Origin of the sequence: Candidatus Kuenenia sp. (genome assembly GCF_039794105.1) — a bacterium.
Classification (GTDB): Bacteria; Planctomycetota; Brocadiia; order Brocadiales; family Brocadiaceae; genus Kuenenia.
The window spans coordinates 14,764-34,453 of the sequence record NZ_JBDIWA010000004.1 but is presented as its reverse complement, the minus strand read 5'-3'; the positions used below and the strand labels follow the sequence as shown (position 1 = coordinate 34,453).

17 protein-coding genes are annotated in these 19,690 nt (G+C 42.6%); 3 read left to right on the top strand and 14 right to left on the bottom strand.

Features of this window, described 5'->3' with window-relative positions:
* Window positions 1-29: 29 nt before the first annotated feature.
* From ileS to ABJL82_RS03840, 12 genes are all read right to left on the bottom strand, one after another.
* Window positions 30-2,843, bottom strand: a complete 2,814-nt coding sequence (gene ileS, locus ABJL82_RS03895) for an isoleucine--tRNA ligase (protein WP_347273404.1) — start codon at window positions 2,841-2,843, stop codon at window positions 30-32.
* A gap of 18 nt (window positions 2,844-2,861) precedes the next feature.
* On the bottom strand, window positions 2,862-3,155 hold the full coding sequence (locus ABJL82_RS03890; RefSeq protein WP_347273403.1) for a DUF167 family protein: 294 nt from the start codon (window positions 3,153-3,155) through the stop codon (window positions 2,862-2,864).
* 1 nt (window position 3,156) lies between these two features.
* Window positions 3,157-3,435, bottom strand: a complete 279-nt coding sequence (locus tag ABJL82_RS03885; protein WP_347273402.1) for an acylphosphatase — start codon at window positions 3,433-3,435, stop codon at window positions 3,157-3,159.
* Window positions 3,436-3,463: 28 nt separating this feature from the next.
* On the bottom strand, window positions 3,464-4,315 hold the full coding sequence (gene ccsB / locus ABJL82_RS03880) for a c-type cytochrome biogenesis protein CcsB (RefSeq protein WP_347273401.1): 852 nt from the start codon (window positions 4,313-4,315) through the stop codon (window positions 3,464-3,466).
* On the bottom strand, window positions 4,302-6,194 hold the full coding sequence (locus ABJL82_RS03875) for a cytochrome c biogenesis protein ResB (protein WP_347273400.1): 1,893 nt from the start codon (window positions 6,192-6,194) through the stop codon (window positions 4,302-4,304). Before ABJL82_RS03875 ends, ccsB begins: the two co-directional genes overlap by 14 nt.
* Before the next feature lie 489 nt (window positions 6,195-6,683).
* On the bottom strand, window positions 6,684-7,355 hold the full coding sequence (locus tag ABJL82_RS03870) for a flagellar motor protein MotB (RefSeq protein ID WP_347273399.1): 672 nt from the start codon (window positions 7,353-7,355) through the stop codon (window positions 6,684-6,686).
* 228 nt (window positions 7,356-7,583) lie between these two features.
* The gene (locus tag ABJL82_RS03865; RefSeq protein WP_347273398.1) at window positions 7,584-7,967 is read right to left on the bottom strand and encodes a phosphoribosyl-AMP cyclohydrolase; all 384 of its coding nucleotides are present in this window, start codon (window positions 7,965-7,967) and stop codon (window positions 7,584-7,586) included.
* Window positions 7,968-8,349: 382 nt separating this feature from the next.
* Window positions 8,350-8,967, bottom strand: coding sequence for a thiamine phosphate synthase (thiE, locus tag ABJL82_RS03860; protein WP_347273397.1), 618 nt, complete (start codon window positions 8,965-8,967; stop codon window positions 8,350-8,352).
* A gap of 64 nt (window positions 8,968-9,031) precedes the next feature.
* The gene (gene purB / locus ABJL82_RS03855) at window positions 9,032-10,486 is read right to left on the bottom strand and encodes an adenylosuccinate lyase (protein WP_347273396.1); all 1,455 of its coding nucleotides are present in this window, start codon (window positions 10,484-10,486) and stop codon (window positions 9,032-9,034) included.
* Between the two features lie 359 nt (window positions 10,487-10,845).
* Window positions 10,846-12,465: a chaperonin GroEL gene (gene groL / locus ABJL82_RS03850; protein WP_347273395.1), complete on the bottom strand. Its 1,620-nt coding sequence runs from the start codon at window positions 12,463-12,465 to the stop codon at window positions 10,846-10,848.
* Window positions 12,466-12,482: 17 nt separating this feature from the next.
* Window positions 12,483-12,770, bottom strand: coding sequence for a co-chaperone GroES (locus tag ABJL82_RS03845; RefSeq protein WP_347273394.1), 288 nt, complete (start codon window positions 12,768-12,770; stop codon window positions 12,483-12,485).
* A 91-nt stretch (window positions 12,771-12,861) separates the two neighbouring features.
* Window positions 12,862-13,266, bottom strand: coding sequence for a response regulator (locus tag ABJL82_RS03840; RefSeq protein WP_347273393.1), 405 nt, complete (start codon window positions 13,264-13,266; stop codon window positions 12,862-12,864).
* A gap of 685 nt (window positions 13,267-13,951) precedes the next feature.
* On the opposite strand from ABJL82_RS03840, the gene ABJL82_RS03835 reads away from it, so the two are divergent.
* From ABJL82_RS03835 to ABJL82_RS03825, 3 genes are all read left to right on the top strand, one after another.
* Window positions 13,952-14,818, top strand: a complete 867-nt coding sequence (locus tag ABJL82_RS03835; RefSeq protein WP_347273392.1) for a 4-hydroxybenzoate octaprenyltransferase — start codon at window positions 13,952-13,954, stop codon at window positions 14,816-14,818.
* Window positions 14,819-15,115: 297 nt separating this feature from the next.
* Window positions 15,116-15,490, top strand: a complete 375-nt coding sequence (locus ABJL82_RS03830; RefSeq protein WP_347273391.1) for a DUF202 domain-containing protein — start codon at window positions 15,116-15,118, stop codon at window positions 15,488-15,490.
* 96 nt (window positions 15,491-15,586) lie between these two features.
* The gene (locus ABJL82_RS03825; protein ID WP_347273511.1) at window positions 15,587-17,371 is read left to right on the top strand and encodes an SLC13 family permease; all 1,785 of its coding nucleotides are present in this window, start codon (window positions 15,587-15,589) and stop codon (window positions 17,369-17,371) included.
* A 126-nt stretch (window positions 17,372-17,497) separates the two neighbouring features.
* On the opposite strand, the gene ABJL82_RS03820 is transcribed toward ABJL82_RS03825, so the two are convergent.
* Window positions 17,498-18,490, bottom strand: coding sequence for a sugar nucleotide-binding protein (locus tag ABJL82_RS03820; protein WP_347273390.1), 993 nt, complete (start codon window positions 18,488-18,490; stop codon window positions 17,498-17,500).
* A 130-nt stretch (window positions 18,491-18,620) separates the two neighbouring features.
* Window positions 18,621-19,430 (bottom strand): hypothetical protein, encoded by an 810-nt coding sequence (locus ABJL82_RS03815; RefSeq protein WP_347273389.1) that lies wholly within the window; start codon window positions 19,428-19,430, stop codon window positions 18,621-18,623.
* Between the last annotated feature and the right edge of the window lie 260 nt (window positions 19,431-19,690).

Genomic DNA, 19,690 nt, shown 5'->3' with positions numbered 1-19,690 from the left:
AAGGGGTTTGATCCTTTGGCGCTCCTTGTTCAGCGGAAGTCCGTCAAAACATCAGCACACCTACCACAGAGGGTCTGAAACTCTTCAACCGTTCCAACGCTTTCCCTGTAATTCCAGCATCTTTCACATTTTTTATGTTGTGATACGCTACATTCAATCCAAATATCTTGTGTTAATTCTCCTTTTACCGCATTTTTGCCAATGCCTTTGTGTACCTTTACTTCCGATACGATGAATAATGCCGGCAGGTCATTTTCATAGTTTATGAGGAATTTGCAACGTTCTTCATTTTCGGTAAAAAGAGAAACCGATGCCTCTAATGAATTACCAATGGCTTTTGCCATACGCATTTTTTCCAGTTCTTTCGCCACATCGGTACGGATATTTATTAGATTTTCCCAATTTTGATTTAATGAAGCATCTGTCCATGCAGGATTACATTTTGGAAATGTTGTTAAATGAATACTCCAAAGGTCTTCATCCTTAAATTCAATATTTGACCAGACTTCTTCAGCCGTGTGAACGATGATGGGCGCGGAGAGTTTTACCAGGGTAAGTAAAATGGTGTGGAGGGCAGTTTGTGCCGCACGTCGTTCCCTCGAGTCTTTTGCAAAGGTATAGAGGCGATCTTTTAAAATATCGAGATAAAACGAACTCATTTCTACCGCGCAAAAGTTGTGGATGCTATGAAATACCTTGTGAAACTGTAAGGTTTCGTAATGAACAGTAACCTGTTTTATCAATTCCTGTGTTTTATGTATTGCCCAGCGGTCAATCTCCAGCAAGGCATCGTGAGGGATGGCGTTTTCGTGTGGATTAAAATCGTAAAGATTGCTGAGTAAATATCTGAAGGTATTGCGAATACGCCGGTACGCATCTGAACATCTGCTGATTAAATTGCTGGATACCCCCATATCGTGCTGATAATCCATTGAAGATGTCCATAATCTCAGGATATCCGCTCCAAATTCCTTTAAAGTATCCTCTACGGAAATAAAATTCCCGATAGATTTTGACATCTTTTCGCCCATTTCATCAACGACAAATCCATGTGTCAAAACAGATTTAAAGGGGGCCATTCCCCATGCACCTACTGAAGGAATTAATGAAAGCTGAAACCATCCGCGATGTTGGTCGGTTCCCTCCAGGTAAAGGTCGGCAGGATATTCTAATCCTGATCGTTTTCTTAATACGGAATTGTGGCTTGAGCCGGATTCAAACCATACGTCAAAGATATCCATTTCTTTTTCAAAATGAGCGCTCCCGCATTTTTTACATTGAGCATCCTGGGGCAGGAAATGAGATGCGTCCTTAAAAAACCATGCATCCGCTCCTTCCTCTTCAAATTTGTCCCGCACAAAGAAAATAGTCTTTGCGTCAATGTGTTCTTGTCCGCAATTTTTACAAAAAAAGGCCGGTATCGGTACACCCCACGAACGCTGCCGCGAAATGCACCAATCGGGCCGATCGGATACCATTTTTTCCATTCTGTTTTCACCCCACGAAGGTATCCATTTTACGTTTTTAATTTCCGCCAAAACAGTGCTGCGTAAATTATTGTGGTCAAGATTGACAAACCACTGCTCCGTTGCCCTGAATATTACGGGGTTTTTGCAACGCCAGCAATGGGGGTATGAGTGAGTTATATTTGTTTTCTGAAGCAACGCCCCGATTGCATCTAGTTTATTAATTATAGAGGTATTGCCTTCTATGATGTTTTGGCCGGCAAACTCACCCGCTTCACTCGTGAAGGCGCCTTCAGCATTAACGGGACTCAATACAGGCAAATGGTATTTATTGCCGGTTATGAAATCTTCCTGACCATGTCCCGGCGCTATATGAACACAACCCGTGCCGTCAGATAAAGTAACATAATCTGCCATGACAACAGAACCCGTTCTATCCATGAAAGCATGTTGATATTTTACCCCCTCCAGCGCAATCCCCTTTACTGTACCAAGTTTTTTAAAGTCATTTATGCCCAATGATTGCAGTACTTCATTGACACGCCCATCCGCCAGTAAGGAAACCTCTTTTTTATTTGTTTTGGGGTGAAAATAACGGATTGCCGTGTAATCGTAATCAGGGTGTAGTGCTATTGCCAGATTTGCCGGTAGTGTCCACGGGGTTGTCGTCCAGATCATTAAAGAAACATCTTCGTACCCGTCATCAGGAAAAAAGTTTTTAAGCGTGTCCTTTATCTTAAAATTTACGTAGACGGAAGGACTCGTTTTGTCATGATATTCAAGTTCCGCCTCTGCGAGGGCGGTAGAACAACGCGTACACCAATGGATAGGTTTTCTGCTCCTGTATATGTAACCATTTTCAACGAGTTTTGCAAATACCTCAATGACGCCTGCTTCGTACGCGGGAGTGAAGGTAAGATATGGATGTTCCCAGTCGCCGAGTACACCTAGCGCTTTGAATTGTTTTTTCTGAATAGTGACGAATTTTTCCGCATATTTTTTACATTTTTTGCGTATTTCCGTCTTTGTGAGATTTTTAGCTTCGCTTCCAACCTCCTGCATAACACGATGTTCAATAGGAAGACCGTGGCAATCCCAGCCTGGAACGTAAGGGGCGTTGTATCCCTGCATTGTGAAAAAACGCACAATAAAGTCTTTTAATATCTTATTAAGCCCTGTTCCAATGTGTAGCTCACCTGTAGGATAGGGGGGGCCGTCGTGCAGGATATATTTTTTCTTATTTGTTCGTGCTGCGCGAATTTGTTCATAGAGCAGATCCTTTTCCCATTTTTTCTGAATAAGGGGTTCTTTTTCAAGCAAATTTGCCTTCATTGAAAACTTTGTAGTAGGCAGGTTAAGTGTTTTTTTATAATCCATGACGGTTGGCAGGGTTTTCTATGAATTAAAATTCAATAAAGTATTTATGCTTTCAGGAGTCACGCCCTCTATCATTATTTTTTTGTCCCGGGAAGTCTTTCCAGAAATGATGTGTATAGAAGACGAATTAATATGAAATGTTTCTGCCAACAATTCAACGATTGCCTTGTTGGCCTTGCCCTTTTCAGGTGCTGCAGAGACCGCTAATTTTAGACGTCCTCCCAGATTTCCCACTATACGATCCTTGCCTGAACTGGCTTGCACTTTGACGGAAACAATGATACCTGTATTTGTTGCTATGATATCAAGCACGCTATAATATTATAGAAAATCCGTCAAATGCGCCGGAAGGTTCTTCCTTATGAACTTGCACTTCTTCAACAAAAGCGCCCGCGGGGCCTTTCCGGCACCAATCGATTATTTTATCAACCGCCTCTTTTTTACCTTCAAAGACCGCCGCTACCCGGCCATCGGTACAATTCTTCACCCAGCCATGTATTCCAAACTCTGAGGCCTTCTCTTTTGTGGTGGCACGGAAAAACACTCCCTGAACATGGCCCCGGATATATACGTGCGCTCTAACATTTGACATAGGTGAAAAAAATCAAACAGTTAAAGAATTACTTTGCACCGTAAACATGTGCGCTATCTTCCGCCGAAGGTAAATAATTTAAACCAACAAAGGTGAAGTTTACAATACCAAAACAAACTAACAACCAGAACGATAAGATAACGGCCATCTTTGATTTGCTTACTTTCATCTTGGGCAAAACAAGTGGGGTATGCAGATAGGCCAAATACGCAAGCCATGTAATCAAAGACCATGTCTCCTTTGGATCCCACGACCAGTAGTCTCCCCAAGCCTTTTTCGCCCATACTGCGCCGGTAACCATTCCCAAGGTAAGAAAGGGAAATCCGAAAGCAACGATTTTGTAACTCAGCTTATCAAAATTCCTAACCGACATTTCCTTGCCGGATCCGCCGGACTTAATATCGCCTTGTTTCTTAGAAAAGGGTTTTACAACCAGATATATTATGCTGGTGACAAACGCAATGCCAAAAGCGGCATATCCTAGCATATAGGTTATAACGTGTACTAACATCCAATTGCTTTTTAATGCGGGCATGATTGGCCTTATTGTGTCGTCCTGAAGGGTCGCATAAAGCAGTATAAGCATCGCAAGAACAGAGGCTAATGCGCCTACCACCCTGAAATCATAAACAAATTCAAAGATTATATACACAAAGGCGGTGCAACACGCATAAAATATAAGAGATTCGTATAGATTGGAAAACGGCGGATGCCCCGCTTCTATGGAACGTTTTAATACTAGCGTTAAGTTAAAGCAAAATGCCAGGATAAGAAGCCCAAGTGATGTCCATTTAGCAGGAACAGACATCCATATTTCTCTTACAATATAAGCGATTGCCGCTAATACATATACGATTAAAGTAAGATTAACTATACTCATTTTCCGCCACCTCATTTTCTTTTTTTAGTTTTTTACGTAAAAAAGGTTTTACGTAAAATATAAATACAACGCCAACACACAATGCTGCAAAACCGGCATAAGCTACAGGAATACCGGGGTCTTTTACTATTTGCAAACCAGAATAACTTAACTTTTCAGGATCATAGCTGGATTGATAAATTGCGTAACCGTTATACTTTAGAGGGTCGTTTACCCGGATTGATTTTTCTATTATGGTCTGGTTATTTTTTACGATCCTCAAATCACTAACGTAATGTTTAATAGATTCCCCGGTAGATTCGTAAAGAACTGCAAAATTATTATCTTTATACCATGTAGCGTATTTATTGTTTGCAAACAACCACTCCTCTTTTTTCCCGCGTGGTCCGTCGATTCTCACGTGTATGGCTGGAGTGCCCACCTGGTCGGATTTTTTGACTACATCTTGTTTTATATTGAAAGAAGGGAAATAGCTGGCAATTATCAACTGGTGATCATTATTTGCAAACGAATACTGCTTGTTCAATTCCCACGGCATGGTTTCTACTATCTGGTTATCCTTTATATGAACGAGTTGTTGGTTCCCGCCGGGAGCCTGATAAACCCTGATTACGTTTCTTGTCATATGCGCCTTTGCAATGCCGCTACAGGAAATCTTTAAGTTCTCATATTTTAAGGGATGCATCTTATCCCAATCAGGAAAACTTTCAAATATCCAGCGTTTCTCTACGCCGTCCGGCCCTTCTATTTCAACATGGACGGCGGGATTGTTTGCCGGTTGTTCGCTAACAGGTCTTTTGTCGCCATAATTAAGCACGTATTCCAATATTCGCAGAGAGTACTCAGACCCGCTCAGTTTAAATGTCTTATTCAATTCAAGCGAATAATCCTGAAGAACTCCGAGTGCAGGGACAGAAGCCGTTATTTTTGCATCAACATTTTGTACAGTAGTTACCGCGTTATCAAATTCCTGCTGAGAAGGCAACCAGATATATTCCAGCCGCAAGTCCTGCTTCTTTTCATCATGATAATTATTTGCGTGTGCCAGCAGCCAACCTTCCGCAACGGTCCTTTCCGATCCGAGAAGTTTAATAAAGACCGCCGGATTATCAGGTCTGTCTGATTCATTAACAGGTTCTTGTCGTAACTCTGCATCCGAAACATAGTCATTAATGACCACTTTATAATCTGAGCCGGGTATCCGCTGTCTTTTACCAACCTTTACCTCTAATATCTTTTGTTTATCTTTATCTTTAACATACGTTACAAGTTGAAATTTTGGTTCATTTTTTTCGAGGATGAAGTTGTCGAGCGCAATTGTAAAGGGCAGGAGTTTTTTCACATAATCCGTCCGGCCCATACTGTCTATTTTTTGTGTTAAAAAATAATCAACCGATTTCCCTATATAAACATTTACTCCTCCCTTTACCCCCATTTGAAACTTTATTACCCCGCCCAACAATATTAAGACCAAGCTGAGGTGCGTAAGCACAAAACCAGTTTGAAGAAATGTGTTCCTCCATCTCCTTATAGTACAACAGATGAGGTTTGCACACAGCAATACCAAAAGTAACGAAAACCAATGTGAATAAAAAACGTTATTTAATTGTGTTATTCGAACAACAGTAGCAAGTCCATATCCATACCGTGCCGTATATTCTTCAAAGGACCTACCCTGAACAATGAATGTTCCCAGCACACACGCAACGGCCATTACCAGAATAATTATTACTGCTAGTTTGACAGAGCAGAAAAAATCCCAAACCTTGTTTGTATCTTTTCTTTTCTTTTCTTCAGACTTGTTTACGTTTATTTTCTTTTCCTCACCAACGGTTTCGTTTTTAACACGAGCTGATTTCCCTTTACCACTTTCCATCATTATAAGAGCCTATAAATAAATTTTTTTAACAAATTAAACCAAACAACAAAACAGTATGATGTATTAACGAATGTTATTCTTGATGTTACGAATGCAATTTTGGTTGTTTAAAAAAATTGTATGATCAGCAGTTTTTTGCCTTCAAACGCAGCAGTACGTAAAAATTTACCACCCTTTATGTAAATAATTTACATAAAAACAACAAACCAAAATTCAGCACTCAGAGTTCCAAAAAAATCAAAGAAATGGAAAATTCTTTAGGGCAAGAACCATGTGTTCGATACCTTGCATTGCGAATTGGAGATAATGCAGCCAGGTGTTTTAATGAAAAGCGGAAAGGTTTCGACGATAGTGATGGTGAAAAAAAATAATCCCACAAAAACAGCTTTTCCTTTAAAAATATCCGCAAAATATTCTCAACATAGTTAGAAATACCCGGTTTCTGCGAATACGCATTATAGGTTCTTTCGTTCTCAATTATTGCCGGTGTTACTCACGAAACAAGACTTCTTTTGGAGGTAAGGATGCTACCGTTGGTAAGATTAAAAATTCAACTCTCCTGTTTTCCTTCTTTCCAGCCGGAGTAGTGTTTGGTGCTATAGAACGGTTCGGCCCGAAACCAGCAATATGTATCCTTTGCTCCGGAATGTTTCCTTTTTTTGTTAAAAAATGAAAGACACTTAACGCGCGGGCAGCGGATAAGTGATGGTTTGAATCCCACAAGTGTTTTGTTTTTATAATGGGATCGCTGTCGGTGTGCCCGTCTATTCGCAGGGAACTGGCGGGATTTTCCTCTAAAAACCTGGCCATTTTTCTCAACGCTTCCTCTCCTTGCGCCTTGATGGTTGCCATTCCGGAGTCAAACAGAATCATTTCAGGGAAAAGGATTACAGGCCCTTCAACGGTATCCCTGACAGAAACACCGCCGCCAATTGATTCTGCCAGTTTTCGGAGTTTTTCCATTTCTTCTTCGCTGGCTCTGATTTTTTCTGACATTGATGCAAGTTGATTCCTGTATCTGGCAATTTCATCGGATTGGTCTCTTATTGTAATCGCTTGCCGCCTGTTCAAAACCCTCAGTTCGTCCAATTCGGCACAACCCGTCATTCCAACAAATACCGCTAAAAGGAAAAACTTTACAAATTTCCTGTATTTAGACATATTTTTTCTCCCACGGGTTTAGTTTTCGCAAAAATAAGGATAGCAAGTATGTAACTGCCAAAAACAATAATGGTAGACTATAACATCAGATATTATTGTTTTCAAGGGTTTTTTCTGTAAGTCAGGGTAACGCCAAAGCATCTAAAAGCCTTATAAATACGCTGTGAAAACAGGATACGTTGCGGCGGGTTCGTTTTTTTACGAATACGTGCAGATTGTATTCACAGGCTATTTATAAACATTTTCAGGATCAAATACCTTTTCTTCCGCAATCTGAATACTATCTGTCTGTGGGATATATTCCCTGTAATAACAACTCTTATAGCCGGCATGGCATGCCGCTACATGCTGTTCCACCATAAAAACCAGGGAGTTGCCTTCGCAGTCGAAGTATATTCTTTTAACGGACTGAATATGCCCGGATGTTTCTCCCTTCAGCATTAACCGGTTTTGAGAACGGCGAAACACGTGGATTTTCCCCGTTTCAGCCGTTTTTACTACGGCGTCTTTATTCATATAACATAGCGTAAGCACTTTCCCGTCAGCAACATCGGCTATCACAGATGGGATAAGCCCCTTTTCATTAAAGTGTAATTTTTCCAGCAATTGCATAATGTTTTTAACACCTCCTTCTTTTTGGAATATAGTGCCTTATCAGTAATTTCTTTGTATTTTTTGGCAAAATATTTAATGGTAAAATACGAAATGCTAAATACGAAATACGAAACAAATCCTAATGACAAAGCATAAAATTCAAAACACATCTAAAACATCCCTGTCTGCGTGCGATCACGCACAGGCAAGCAACAATACGAAGCACGGAATACGAAAGATGCTGTAACAATTTGGTATTTTGAAAAATTCCAACAATGTAGCGCGACGAACCTCGTCGCACTACAAATGACAATTTCCAGTTGTCATTAGAATTTGTTTCGTATTTCGTGCTTTTTGCTTGTTTGATTATGGCTATGCCAGCTTGGGTTATTTTTTAATTTCAGCCCGGCATTTTACTATAATGCCGTATTATGGAGCACAGTCTCTGTGCGGTATTTTCCGGATTATCCGATTTCAGTACGCTTGATACAACGGCAATGCCGTCTGCCCCGCTTGTCATAACACTTTCTGCATTATCTACAGTAATGCCACCCAGCGCAATTATGGGGATTTTGATTTTTTCTTTTAATTCCCGGATCGCTTCTGTGCCTGTTGGTTCTACTACCCCTTCTTTAGAAGGCGTCTTGAAAATAGGGCAGTAGGTTATATAATCCGCACCGGAGTCCCGCGCTTGCAGGGCCTCCTGCAGATTATGTGCGGATATGCCAATTATTCTTTCAAAACCAATGAGATTTCTTACACTGTTAACCGGCATGGACTGCCATCCCAAATGAACGCCATCCGCATTTGCCGCAAGAACAATATCTACCCTGTCATTAATAATCAAACTGGCATTAAGATCATGCGTAATCGCCCTTAGTTCGCATGCCAAGGAATAAATATCCTTGGTTGGCAAGTCTTTTTCTCTCAGTTGTATTGTGTTAACGCCACCTTTTAGCGCTAGTTTTACAGCGTTAATTAACGGCAGCCGGCTCTGCTTTCTGTCCGTGATCAACATGAAAGTGGGCGAGTATGCCGATTGTTTTCTCCGAAGAGGCATGTTTTGTAATAGCAGTATTGTTTTATACGTGCAGCGTTGGTATCCATTTTTTATCAATACGCTGGCTATTTTGTTTTAAAATGGGTGAAACTACCTGTGTTATAAACTCTTCCACTTGCTGTACGGATCTTCCGGTAAGCCTGTGAGGATCAGAAATCTCCCCCACCTTCGCTCGTATTATGAAAAAGGCCGGGTCTTCTGCGATTCTTTCCAGCAGGTCGTTTTTGGCGCCCTCTTTTTTCATCCTGTCTGCGGATGCTATTGCATGCTTTCGAATCCTTTCGTGATACTCCTGGCGGTCACCACCGGCGTTTACTATTTCCATTAGTATATTTTCCGTGACCATAAAAGGCAATTCATTTTGAAGATTGCCGGCAATAACCTGTGGATAGATGTTCAATCCTGCGGCAACGTTTAGCACAATATTCAATATGCCGTCAACTGCAAGAAATGCCTCCGGGATTGAAATTCGCTTATTGGCGGAATCGTCCAATGTCCTTTCGAACCATTGTGAAGCCGCGGTAAATGCCGGGTTTAAGCAGTTACAAAGGACATAACGCGCAAGAGCCGCTATTCGTTCACAGCGCATGGGATTCCTTTTGTACGCCATTGCGGAAGACCCAACCTGGTCTTTCTCAAACGGTTCTTCCGCTTCCTTCATATGCTGCAACAACCGGATATCATTGGAAAATTTGTATGATGATTGTGCAATGCCTGCCAGGCAAAACATTATCTGACTATCAATTTTGCGCGGGTAAGTTTGCCCCGTCACCGGGTAAAAGTGGTCGAATCCCATTTTTTTTGTTACAAGATCGTCTAGTTTCCGGACCTTTTCGGTATCATTATTAAAAAGTAACATAAAACTTGCTTGCGTACCGGTCGTTCCCTTTGCGCCAAGAAAACGCAGTTTCTCAACCCTAGTTTCAATCTCTTCGATATCGAAAAGGTAATCTTGCAGCCACAGGCAAAAACGTTTTCCCAGAGTTGTTGGCTGCGCGGATTGGAAATGGGTAAAACTTAAAGCCGCAATTTCTTTATAGGCTATTGCCCGGTCGGAGAGGATTTTTATTATATTGATTAGTTTTGCAAGGAGAAGGTTTAGTGCATCCCTCATCTGGATCAGATCTGTGTTGTCCTGTACATAAGCACTCGTTGCACCAAGGTGGATAATGGGCTTTGCCGCAGGACACTGTTCACCGTATGCGTGAATGTGAGACATTACGTCGTGTCGCAGGGTCTTTTCGTATTCTCTTGCCGTCTCAAAATTAATGGTATCCTGAAAACGTTTCATTTCACTGATTTGCGCTTCTGTGATGGTCTGCAATCCCAGTTCATGCTGTGCTTCGGCGAGCGCTATCCAGAGTTTTCTCCACGTGCTGAATTTGTAGTGGTCTGAGAAGATATAGCACATCTCTTTACTTGCATATCTTTCAGAAAGAGGAGATTGATATTGTTTATAGCGGCTATCTGTTGTCATAAAGGTGTCATGCAAATTAGTTATTTGAGAAGTGTGAATATTTTTTCTTCATTGATATCATTTCCCGAAAGTTATCCGGCAGGCAGTTACTCCGAAGTTTTAGTAGCTATCGTGTTACCTGGTAAAAACGTATTTTCCTGCAAGTATTTACCTCCTCTTTATCCCTCCTCCTTGTCGGGGAGAAAAGAGAGGGGTGGTTATCTTTGGTTGTGGGCTTACGTGGATTACATGCGCTATCAATAGGACGTTATTTTAGCGTCTATAATAATGAATGGTTATGAAAATGCAATTTATTAAAATAAAAAAAAGGCGTTGCATGTTTGCACGCAACGCCTTTTCCCTCATGGTAACTATGTCAATTAATGCTTATGAGCTGATGCTGATGCTCCGGCGCCCTCTTTCTCTTCCGGTATTTCTCCGATTATCGCATTTGTAGTAAGCAATAAGGCGGCGATACTTGCCCCATTTTTTAAGGCAACTTTTGTAACCTTTGTTGCATCAACAACGCCTATTTCGATCATGTCTGCAAATTTGCCCTGAAAGGCGTCGTACCCAAAGTTCCCCGTGCCTTCCTTTACCTTTTGCAGTATAACCTCTCCTTCCAGTCCGGCATTTCTCGCAATTTGTTTGATCGGGGTTTCAATAGCAGCGCGAACGATGTTTACTCCTATCTGTTCGTCTCCTTTTACCGAGAGTCCGTCTAAAACGCTGGACGCCCTTATTAAACCAACGCCTCCCCCCGGCAAAATACCTTCTTCCGTTGCAGCCCTGGTGGCATGCATTGCATCTTCTACCCTCGACTTTTTCTCCTTCATTTCTGCTTCCGTTGCGGCGCCTACATTGATTTGTGCGATACCGCCGGAGAGTTTTGCCAGTCTTTCCTGCAGTTTTTCCTTGTCGTAATCGGAAGTTGTTGTTTCAATTTCTGCCTTTATCTGAGAAATTCTGCTCTGTATCTCCTTTGAATCTCCCCCACCCTCTGTAATGGTGGTATTTTCCTTGTCAATAACCACTTTTTTTGCAGCGCCGAGATCGGCAAGTTCTATACTGGAGAGCGGTATTCCCAAATCTTCAAAAATTGCCTTTGCACCGGTAATGGCCGCAATGTCTCCCATCATCGACTTTCTTCTATCGCCAAAGCCGGGCGCTTTCACTGCGGCAGAATGAAAGGTTCCGCGGAGTTTGTTTACTACGAGCGTACTGAGCGCTTCTCCTTCAACGTCTTCTGCTATTACCAATAATGGCTTGCCGGACTTGGCAATCTTTTCTAATAATGGCACCAGTTCTTTTATATTCGACATCTTCTTTTCGTGTATTAAGATATAAGGATTTTCAAATACTACTTCCATTGTGTCGGGCGATGTGACAAAGTAGGGAGAGAGATATCCCCTGTCGAATTGCATGCCCTCGACAAGCTTTACCGTTGTTTCCAGGCTTTTACCTTCCTCGACGGTTATAACGCCATCTTTCCCCACCTTTTCCATGGCATCAGCTATTTGATTGCCAATTTCGCTGTCATTATTTGCGGCAATTGTCGCTATTTGAGATATCTCTTTCCTTCCTGAAATCTTGATACTCATCCGGGAGAGTTCATTGCACAGGGCTTCAACAGATTTTTCAATGCCATGTTTAACGTCAACAGGATTTGCACCTGCAGTAATATTTTTTAAACCTTCTTCAAAAATAGCTTCCGCCAGGATAGTGGCGGTAGAAGTGCCATCTCCTACCATGTCATTTGTTTTTGAAGCAGCTTCTCTTACAAGTTTTGCACCCATGTCTTCGTATGGGTCTTCCAGCTCTACTTCTTTTGCAACGGTAACGCCATCGTTGATCACTACCGGCGACCCGAAACTTTTTTCAATAATAACATTCCTGCCTTTAGGACCCAACGTAACCTTGACGGCATGCGCCAGTTTTCTGACTCCCTGTCTCACCGATTCCATGGCTTCATGCCCGTAAATAATCTTTTTTGCTGCCATTTCTTCCCCCCCTAAAATTAATCAATCACTGCAAGGATATCATCCTCTGACATTAATAAATATTCATCGCCATCAATCTTTACTTCCGTGCTGCCATATGAATTAAACAACACCTTATCGCCATTTTTTACCTGGAAGCGTGCCCGTTCGCCATTTTCGAGCAGTTTGCCGTCTCCCAAAACGATTATTGTTCCCTGCTTCGGTTTTTCTTTTGCCGTTTCCGGCAGTAAGATTCCTCCGGCAGTCTTTCCTTCCGCTTCAAGGCGTTTTAATAAGATTTTTTCTCCCAAAGGTTTTACATTCATAACTTAGATCTCCTCTTACCTAAAATTATCCCTAAAAAATAGAATGGTGCTTTTTGTCTGTTTTAATGCGTGAAATGGTGCTACTGAAAAATTATTTCCAGTAGTATTTCTCTATAACCTGTTCTACGGAATCCCTGAAGATATTAACATTGATGGGCTTCGGTATCAGTGTATAAGCATTGGCATTAATAAGATTTATCTGCAGCTCTTTTGATATATCCCCTGAGATAAATATACAGGGAATGGAAATGCTTATTTCCTTCTTGATTATATTAAATGTCTCCAGGCCGCTATAGTCGGGAAGATGTGCGTCTAAAATCAATACATGCAATTCTTCAGACCTGGCGATTTTTATCGCTTCTCTGCCACAACTTGCAAGGTAAGTGGTGTAGCCTTTTAGTTCCAGTATTTCCCGTAAACTATCGCGGCACGATTTATCATCGTCCGTAATAAGAAGCGAAAAACTACCTGCACCATGAGGGTATAATGCTACCATGGCCCTATTATACTCTTAAAATGTTTTTTAAAGAATATACCGCAAGAGGGTAGCGCAAATATTATGCCTTAACCCCTGAATAAGGTTGTTCGCTGTTTTCACATGCTGAAATGTTGCGTGTTTTAGGTTCATTTGTTTGATTAACTATAGTGCAACATTATCATATCGTTTACCAGATAAGGTACTTATACGTATGTTGTTATTTTAGGGTTGGTAATATTTTATAAAAAAAAGATTAAACTCGTCAATATTTTTTATTATTGTCATTTTGACATTTTTACTGTGTAGAAATTCTTATTGCTGTCACTATGGCAGTAGCATTCCCCGGATTCTCAGTTTTTCAGATGATTTATTTTGTAGAGAATCAAAGCCACAACCAAAAAGATTTTAAACAGGAAGTACAGTACGTAAAGCACACGAAGAACTGTGAATAAAACCTTTTTGGATATAAAAACTGGACAAGGTTAGGGAAAAACACTAATATGTCGTAAATTTTTTGGGAAGGTTGGCAGGGGTACCATTAAACCTAAGCTGGCATAGCCAGAACCAAACAAACACGAAACGCGAAACACAAAAGGGGAACCACAGATTACACAGACTTCGTCGTGAGCTCAGTCGAACGATTACACAGATTGCAGATTAAAAGAAGCGGCACAAGCTTATACAGGGAATATTTGCTAATACTATGATTTTTTCTATTCTTTACAAAAAGATTTCTTCCATACTTGAGTTAATTAAGTTTTCACATACTATTTTTTCTTTTCCCTTTGCAATAATGAGTGCATTTATTGCTGCCGGCGGGATGCCGACTTTGAGGCAATTAATTCTGATTGTCGGAGCGTTGGCGATGGCACGCAGCGCCGCAATGTCTTTTAACCGCATAGTTGATGTTGATTACGATATCCATAATCCCCGAACGGCGTATCGTGTTGAATTGCAGAAAAAAATTGGTAAAAAAAACGTTTGGATATTTACGCTGGTATGTACGGGTCTTTTTATTCTATTTGCGGGGCTGCTTAGTCGTCTTGCCCTTTACATGTCTCCATTGGCAATGCTTATTATTTTTGGTTATTCTTTTACCAAACGGTTTACCAATCTATCGCATTTTGTGCTTGGTCTGGCGCTTGCGCTTTCTCCTATCGGTGCATGGATAGGAATCCAGGGTAGATTCGGCGTCACGCCTTTTATGCTGGCGTTTGCCGTGGTTTTATGGACGGCAGGTTTTGATATTATTTACGCGTGCCAGGATATTGACCATGATAAAAAATTGGGGTTGCATTCACTGCCAAAAAAAATCGGGCTTCGATGGGCACTGGTACTCTCCGGTATTTTGCATTTTTTTATGGTCTTACTGTTGTTTATCGTTCCCAGATACTCAGACCTGGGGATTATTTATTTGATAGGCGTATGCCTCGCCGCTGTTTTGCTTTTTTATGAACATTTACTGGTAAAACCAAAGGACCTTTCAAAAATCAACACGGCCTTTTTTACCGTAAATGGCATTATAAGCATGGGGCTTATGGGTGTGACGATCATTGATATTTTTGTTTAAGAGGGTTTCTGGACAGCACGGACAAAAAATAACGTTTGTCCGTGCTTAATATGATATTAGGGGCGTCTGTGGCCCCAAGTCTTCAATTTTAACCCTATAATTTATATCGTGACCACGATAGGAAACGACGACCTTTTTATATTCCGTTGCAGCAGGAGTTTTATTTTGCCGCCCCCATCGGGATCAACTGGATTACTGTGCGAAGCGCACCCAACAAAACAGCGGCAAAAATAGTTTTCGGCCATACAAAAATCGTGAATCCGCCCGATATTGGCCGTTAAGCGACAAGGAGTGATTATGTCCGATCTCAAAGATCCACGGGTTTTTTTTGCGGCAGAAAGGACATTGTTAGCATGGACTAGAACCAGCATTGTCATGATCGCATCTGGTTTTGGCATAGAGCGGGCCAGTATCCTGATACAGGCGATTACCCATGGAAGAGCGACTGCCGATAAGACTGGGACGGTATTTTGGGTGGGGCTTGCCTTTATTGCGTTGGGAACGTTTGCCGCTTTTTGCTCTTCCCGTCAGTACCTTGCTGTTCTTAAAACGCTCACACCGGAAGAGTACCCTGCAGGCTATGGGACAAAATGCGGACTTGCGATAAACACTATCGTAGCAGTTCTGGGTATATGCCTGGGTATCGCCGTTTATGTGGGACATGTTTCGTAGAATGCCTGAACGCCAAATAATTCTTTCAAGACAGACTTTTTTGATAAGCGATGGACAACTTAAATCTTTCAGTTTGTGGAATTTAAAATGCTTGGCGTGAATACAAAACTGTTGATTTTGTTTATTGTTCTCACGGCAACGCTGATTTTGTTTGTATGGAACCGGTGGCGCTACGATATCGTTGCACTGGTTGCCCTTCTGATCGTTGCAATTGCAGGACTCGTACCACCTGATCAGGTGTTTGCCGGTTTTGGACACCCGGCAGTCATTACTGTGGCAGCAGTCCTGGTGCTCAGCCGCGGGTTGCTCAATGCCGGCGTGGTAGACTCACTTGCACGCCAATTGACGCGCGTGGGTAACCACCCCATGATCCAGGTAGCAACGCTCACCGGGATTGTCTCCCTCTGTTCCGGATTTATGAACAATGTAGGCGCTTTGGCGCTACTCATGCCGGTTGCCATATGGATGTCGCGCCGGGGAGGTCGTTCACCATCATTCCTGCTTATGCCACTTGCCTTCGGTTCGTTGTTCGGAGGTACGCTCACATTGATCGGTACTCCTCCAAATATTATCATTGCCGCGTATCGCGAACAATCCGGCGCATTACCATTTGGCATGTTTGACTTTATTCCGGTAGGCGCAGCCATAACGATATGCGGCCTCTTCTTTATTTCAATCATCGGCTGGCGACTGACGCCACAGCGCAAGGAACAGGATTCTGCCGCTGATCTGTTCGAGATCAGCAGTTACCTGACCGAGCTTCTTGTTCCGGAAGGCTGCAAATTTGCAGGCCGGACGCTATACGATCTGATTGCGGCTGTCAGGAATGACGCCGATGTTGTGGTAATAGGCCTGGTTCGCACCGGACGAAGACAGCAGATGCCATCAACGTATGAAGTCATAAAGGAAAATGACATACTGCAGGTCGAAGCCGATTCAGACAGCCTGAAGACGTTGATTGATGTTACCGGACTTAAGCTCTCGGAAGCCGGCGGGAATGCGGATAAAGGAAAGGCCAGTGAGGGTGAGCTTAATCTTGTTGAAGCCACGGTTACTCCTGGGTCTATGCTCGCCGGAAGAACGGCGACGAGTCTCGATTTGCGCGAGCGCTATGGCATCAACGTACTTGCAGTTGCACGTCAGGGGCGCCGCCTGAGGGAGCGTCTAGGTAAGATTCGTTTCGTCACCGGAGATATCCTGCTGATACAGGGACGCGAAGAATCTCTTCCGTCCGCGCTGAACGACCTGGGATGCCTGCCGCTTGCATCGCGTGGATTACGTATCGGCAAGCCGCGTAACGTTCTTCTGGCAATCTGCATCTTTGCCGTCACGCTGGCATTGATCGCCTGCAAGCTCCTTCCGGCGGCTACGGCACTGGCTGGAGGCGCAGCCGTCATGGTGCTTGCCGGACTAATTTCCCCATCTGAAATCTATAAAAGCATTGATATGTCAGTTATCCTGTTGCTGGCTGCAATGCTGCCCATAGGTCAGGCATTGGAAAGTACAGGCGGTTCCCAGTTAATAGCTTACAAATTACTGGCGGTAGGCCGTTCCGCATCGCCGGCAATGACTCTTGTTATCCTGGTAACGGCCACGATGCTTCTGTCGAATCTGGTCAACAATGCCGCTGCCGCAATTCTGGCAGCACCGATAGCGGTTAACCTTGCGAAGGGCATGGAGTTGTCCTCCGATCCATTCCTGATGGCAGTAGCCATAGGGTCCTCCTGTGCGTTTCTTACCCCGATCGGGCACCAATCGAATACCCTTGTGATGGCGCCTGGAGGGTACAAATTCGGCGACTACTGGCGGATGGGGCTTCCGCTGTCTGTACTGGTCGTGGCAACCGCTGTCCCTGTGATCCTTTGGATATGGCCCCTGTAGTCGCCATTTTTCCTAAGATTATCAGTTTGGGTATGAATGCATTTATGACAATTTATCGCAAAAGCTTCACCCCTGCATTAATCTTATCCACAGATGAACCACCCAAAGAGTTTTCATGATCTAAATTCAACATGCAATGGGGATTCGGTAGAGATATTTGTGAATCAGTTCCGGATAAAAAACATTATGGTCGGGACGATCATAATGCCAGTCGTGTTTGTCCGGGACATGATTTTCATGATATGGCCATTTGCGAAAGGGATCAAAGCCTAACGCAGCAAGGAGTTTTTTATTACTCATGGCAACATTCCCTGCCCGGGGAGGCATAGGTCCCGCTTCTATGCGCATACACCCTTTAAGCAACCGTGGAGAATAGCCTCCCACCTTATTGACTATCTGTCCGATTTGGTAGAGGCTGAGGTAACGGTTAGCGCCAAGGTGGTATATTCCGCATATTTTGTTCTCTAAAGCAATTTCTGTAATGCTATTAAAATCTTCGCAATAAAAAGGAGACCGGATTTCATCGTAATATAACGTTGCCGGATTATTTTTTTTAAAACGTGACAATATCCAATCAATTGCCCCTGCATGCCCATTAACACTAATTCCCATGGGGAGCGATATCCTGAAAATCGCCGCAGAAGGGTACTCGCGCGCTATAATTTCTTCTGCCATAACCATGGTTTTCCCATATACCGTGACAGGAGAAACGGCGTCATCTTCCGTGTAACAGCCCGATGATTTCCCAGGAAATACTAAATCGGTGGAAAGAAATAGGAGACGAATGGTACGGTCTCCGATTATCTTTAGTATGTTCTTTGCCGATTGAACATTCACCCGGTACGCCATTTCAGGATTCAACTCGCAGGATTTCAATGCACATGACCCAGCCGCATGCAGTATAGAATTAAACTTCCATGTCTTCATTAAGGCAGCAAGTCCTTGTACATCTTCTATGTCAAGCGGAATTATTCCATTCCCGCGCAATGGCCAATATCGGGTGGGACGAATTGCAACTACATGCTCCGGATATTGAGAATGAAAATGCCGAAATGCATTGTAACCGGGAACGCCATTCACCCCGGTAATTAAAAGAGGAAGATACGCTGGTAATGTCATAGCCCGAATTATTTTCAAGAGAGAGTTTTGTTTTTTCAGTAAGTCTAAATAAAAAAGGGAAACAGATAATCAATTATCCGTTTCCCTTTTAATGTCGCTGATATTTTGTCTCTAAACACACATTAAAGCGTTACTTCAGCCTTTTTAAGGTGTGTTCTGCTCTGGAAATCAATGTGCTGACTTCAGAGAGCGACATGGTAGGAGAAGATATCCTTTCGCGGAGTAATGTAAACGTCTTGTCAAGTTCTTCCGTTAGATTTAGATCCCACTGTGTTTGGCTTACCGCGCGTGTTTCTACCGGCGCTGAAGATGTTTCTTCACCGCTTTTCAACCTTGCCAACTCCGCTTCCAACTCCTGAATAACTTTCTTCTTTTCTTCAATCTCTACATCCGAAATCTTCTTTGCTTCAGTATAGTAGATAAGCTGGTTTTTTACCTCTTCTTGTCCGCGCTTTATATCGTCTATCTGCAACTTAAACTTCTCTTCGGTGGCACTGTGCATTTCCTGAAGTGCGGCAATCTGTCCCGCAAGCTCCGCGCTGTTTTTTTCCGACACAGATACCTTTTGTTGCTGCTCCTTTATTATGGTTTCCAATCCTGCAATCTGAATTCCAACCGCGGCCTTCACTGCACCAAAAGACCCCACCTCAACCTCTAGCTCGCCAAGCTTTTCGGACAACCCTTCTTTTTCTTCTGAACATTCCGCAAAAGTACCCTCTATTTCTTTCTTAGATGCTTCAACCTTATCTAATTTTTGCATCAAATCAGGAACTTTTAATACCTCCGTACGTCCTGCCCGAAGCTGTCTCTCAAGACCGTGTACTCGTTCCTTCTGCAACCGGTACTTTTCAGTAACAGAAACCGCAAAGCCAACGCACAATAAACCGAAAAGCCCTACAAGCACAACCATTATCGCCTTAGATTTACTACAACTAGCCATAGAAAACCCCCTTATTCTGCATTTATTCTAAAACCCATCTACTGTTATATAGATATAAAATGATACATTTGCCAGAAAGGCAAATGAATACTGCCCGATTACCCTTCTTTAGCCGCGAAACGGAAATTGAGGTGGGAGTTATGCTAGCAAAATATAAAACAAGTTTCAAGTAAATTTGTCATTAAAATTTGGACGTCCGTTTTCATATGATGTTGCCAAAATAATCGAATTTCATATTGACTTTTCAGTTGTATGGCTAT